At 52.5% G+C, this 259-nt stretch carries 1 protein-coding gene; it reads left to right on the top strand.

Annotated elements, in window-relative coordinates; translation table 11 throughout:
• Nucleotides 1-124: 124 nt before the first annotated feature.
• A partial coding sequence (yacG, locus tag R0J87_RS22005; protein WP_498888974.1) for a DNA gyrase inhibitor YacG occupies nucleotides 125-259 on the top strand: 135 nt, incomplete at its 3' end.

Genomic DNA, 259 nt, shown 5'->3' with positions numbered 1-259 from the left:
ATGATATCCGGTCACCGTAGCCGGTTTGCCATCCGATTCATGCCCTTTGATGAGGGGCAGAGCACGACGAATAATCCGGTTAGCGAAAGAATTGAATTCACACTAGCGATTTGCTGAGGTTCCCGTGTCGCAACAAAGAACACCCACGATAGTCCAATGCCCTACCTGCCAGGCCGACGTTGTATGGGGAGAAGTCAGTCCGTACCGGCCTTTTTGCTCCAAACGTTGCCAGCTCATCGATTTAGGGGAATGGGCAGCA

This window comes from Halomonas sp. SIMBA_159, assembly GCF_046536035.1.
GTDB classification, from domain to species: Bacteria; Pseudomonadota; Gammaproteobacteria; order Pseudomonadales; family Halomonadaceae; genus Vreelandella; species Vreelandella venusta_A.
This window is presented reverse-complemented; position numbering and strand designations above follow the sequence as displayed.